Annotated in this window: 1 protein-coding gene; it reads left to right on the top strand. The window is 44.0% G+C overall.

The genetic code is table 11. From position 1 onward, the window contains the following. Nucleotides 1-259 (top strand): signal peptidase II (lspA, locus tag KVT27_RS25265; RefSeq protein WP_217582238.1); only part of this gene is annotated, 259 nt, incomplete at both ends.

The raw sequence follows: 259 nt of genomic DNA, 5'->3' as shown, positions 1-259 counted from the left end.
ATCTGGTATATGCGCCGCACTGTGCGTGAAAATAAAAAGCTGTTGACCGTTGCGCTTAGCTTGCTGCTCGGCGGAGCCATCGGCAATTTCATTGACCGCGCCATGTTCGGGGAAGTCGTGGATTTCCTTCAATTTACGTTTGATTTCAGCTTCTTCGGTAAAGATATTTACTACATTTATCCGATTTTCAACATTGCTGATTCCGCTATCGTAATTGGAGTTATCCTCATTTTCTTGGATTCGATATTGGCTTGGAGAC

It is taken from the genome of Lysinibacillus sp. GbtcB16 (assembly GCF_019091145.1).
GTDB lineage: Bacteria > Bacillota > Bacilli > Bacillales_A > Planococcaceae > Lysinibacillus > Lysinibacillus fusiformis.
The sequence above is the reverse complement of the archived record's forward strand: the minus strand, read 5'-3'. Positions and strand labels throughout refer to the sequence as shown.